Below are 2,943 nucleotides of genomic sequence, written 5' to 3'. Positions count from 1 at the left end.
ACTTTTCTAAGGTAGAGTCGTTTTTTTATATAACGGGCGATTCACTTGAAGATCATATGCACCAGAAGCTTGAAGAGGTTTTTTGCCTTCATAGTATTTCGTCTATTAGAGAGCCCAAAAAGTCAGATATTGGTTTAGATGTGGTTATAGTTACTTTACATGGTGGCGATGCATTCACTGTGGATTTTGATACTGCTATTATTCCGCTTTTTTGGCGACCAAAAGTTAAATTAGTGTCGCGCTTGTATAACATTGAGCACAATAAGACGATTAAAACGTTTAGTGTTTCCAAATCTATTACATGGCGCGAATTTATTGCTAAAAAATTTAGCTTAAGAGGATTCTTTCGTTGGGGCCCTTTGTATCATACAAAAGACATGGAAATACTGTTGTATAAAGCATGCTACGAGTTATTAAATAAAATGCGAAAAGCTATTTAACCTGTAGCAATAACAAGCATACTTAAATAGCTGAACACAGAAAATAGTTCACTTTGTTATTAATGGCAGATTTTATTTTTAAACTTTACAAGGCGTTAGTGGCTTATGGATAATCCACGATTAGATTCAGAAGATAGAAAACCTATTTGGGATACGTTGCAAATGTTTTGGATGGATATTGAGCCATCTGATGAGCTAGAAAACGCTATAGCTACGTGTGCTAAATCTAAGTATTCAATTTTAGAATTAGAGTATATCTACTGGAATGAGGTTTACCCTGCTGTTAATCAGAATTTTGCACAGCCAATACCTGAGTGGACTGGCTATGATATTGAGCAATTAACAGAGTTAATAATTGCAAATGCAGACAGAGTTAAACCAATTAAGTGTAAGTTTTTGCATTTTGGGGCTAATAATTGGTGGGAAGAAATAGCCAGTGGTATAACTAAGTATCGTAAAAACAATAACAATAATAAATAACCGCTTTAACACAATACTAATATACTAATTTTTGAGGCCAGTACTTATTATAAATTTTTGCAAAGCGTAGCAGTGACGTAAATATCAATATTTCGATTTTAAAGCAGGTATTAACTGAGCTTTAACTAACTAAAGCTTTGTCAGCCGCATTTATTAAACACAACTATCCAAGCATAACCCCCCAAACATAACTAAGCCAAATAACGTTATTTTAGTAAACGCGAGTTCATATTGCGGTGTGTAATATCTTTACACGCATTTTAAGTTAAGCGCTTGAACAGAGCACTTATTTTTAGACTCACTTTACTAGAGATACTTTTTATGAAGTTAAAGTTATTTATTGCCGCTATTATTTCTACCTCTATGTCGTTACACGCAGAGCCAGCTCAAGAAAGTGCTCATTTTACATTCGAAGACTTAAAAGCAATGGCAAAAGCCTCTGCTGAAAAGCCTTATTCGCCAGCTGCAGTTCCTGCCCCTGAGCTTATTGATAAAATTACTTACGATGAACACTGGAAAATACGTTTTAAAGAAGATGAAACTTTATATCCAAATGGTAAAAAGGCACCTGTGCAACTATTTTACCCTGGCCGATACTTTCCTGAGCCAGTAAGTATTTACATTAGGGATGATAAAAACAACGTTAAAGAACTGCCTTTTAGTAATGAGCTTTTTGATATGCCTGACGATAGCCCAGCCCACGACCTGCCGGAAGGGTTTGGGTTTGCAGGCTTTAGAATTATGCGCCCAGATATAAAACCAGATTGGATATCTTTTTTAGGTGCGTCTTATTTTAGAACTGATGGCCCACAAGGGCAATATGGTTTGTCGGCTCGCGGTATTGCAATTAATACGGGTATGAATCAACCAGAAGAATTTCCGCGCTTTTCTGCATTTTGGATTGGCCCCGCAGAAAAAAAAGGTGAAAGTGTGTCTGTTTGGGCATTGCTTGAAGGGCCCTCTATCACCGGTGCTTATCGGTTTGGTTTAAGTAAAGATAACAAAGAAGCCAAAGGCCATATTACCTCTGTGAGTGCTAATTTGTATATGCGCGCCGATGTAGAGCGTTTAGGTATAGCGCCATTAACGAGTATGTATTGGTACTCAGAAAAAGATAAAACAGAAGCTAAAGATTGGCGCCCAGAAATTCACGATAGCGATGGCTTAGCGATTCATACTGGATCGGGGCAGTACATTTGGCGACCGTTAAATAACCCTCAGTCGGTATCGACCAATAGCTTTATTGATGAGAACCCTAAAGGCTTTGGCTTAATTCAAAGGGATCGTGATTTTAATAACTACCAAGACGATGGCGTATTTTATAATAAACGTTCATCAGCATGGATAAAACCTAAAGGAAATTGGGGCAAAGGGGCTGTTCAGCTAATCGAAATTCCTACAAAAGATGAAACGTTTGATAATATTGTTGCCTATTGGGTACCTAAAAAAGAGGCGCGTAAAGGCGATGAATTTACGTTTTCTTATGATATTGAATGGCGTCCACTCGACCCAAAATCAAAAGAGTTAGCAAGTGTTGTGAATACTCGCCAAGGACAGGGTGGAATTCCTGGTCAGCCTATTCCTGAGGGCGTGAACAAAATGGTGATTGACTTTGAAGGGCTTGTATTTAAAGGGCTCGATAGAGAAAGTGGTATAAAGCCTATAGTTGAAGCCAGTAACGGCGAAATACTAGAGCCAATTGGCGCTTACCCTATAGTGGGAACTAACCAATGGCGATTAGCCTTTGATTACAAGCAATCTAACAATAACCCAGTGCATATACGCGCGTATTTAGTGGATAAAAATGATGAAGCGATAACCGAAACGTGGGTAAGTGATGCAAAGGTAACGATTGAATAAGCAAAGCTAAGGTTTAATCATCATTAAAGTAAATTGAAGGGTTATATATTGCGGTACTTTATATAGCCCTTCAAATTTTAAAGCTATTTTTTATGTTTGAATTTTACCCAAACGGTTTTGAGTATTATTGCAGCTGTAATTGATAGGGCCTGTTGACCTTTCA

Annotated in this window: 3 protein-coding genes; all 3 read left to right on the top strand. The window is 37.5% G+C overall.

Translation table 11 applies throughout. From position 1 onward, the window contains the following. A partial coding sequence (locus CWC11_RS20290; protein WP_249330781.1) for a hypothetical protein occupies positions 1 to 440 on the top strand: 440 nt, incomplete at its 5' end. Between the two features lie 105 nt (positions 441 to 545). Then, positions 546 to 920 (top strand): DUF7079 family protein, encoded by a 375-nt coding sequence (locus tag CWC11_RS20285; RefSeq protein WP_138684133.1) that lies wholly within the window; start codon positions 546 to 548, stop codon positions 918 to 920. A 321-nt stretch (positions 921 to 1,241) separates the two neighbouring features. Then, on the top strand, positions 1,242 to 2,780 hold the full coding sequence (locus tag CWC11_RS20280) for an OpgD/OpgG family glucan biosynthesis protein (RefSeq protein ID WP_138684132.1): 1,539 nt from the start codon (positions 1,242 to 1,244) through the stop codon (positions 2,778 to 2,780). Positions 2,781 to 2,943: the final 163 nt, after the last annotated feature.

Source organism: Pseudoalteromonas sp. S3178, from assembly GCF_005886985.1.
Classification (GTDB): Bacteria; Pseudomonadota; Gammaproteobacteria; order Enterobacterales; family Alteromonadaceae; genus Pseudoalteromonas; species Pseudoalteromonas carrageenovora.
Note: the sequence above shows the minus strand (reverse complement) of the source record. Positions and strands in the feature narration are given on the sequence as shown.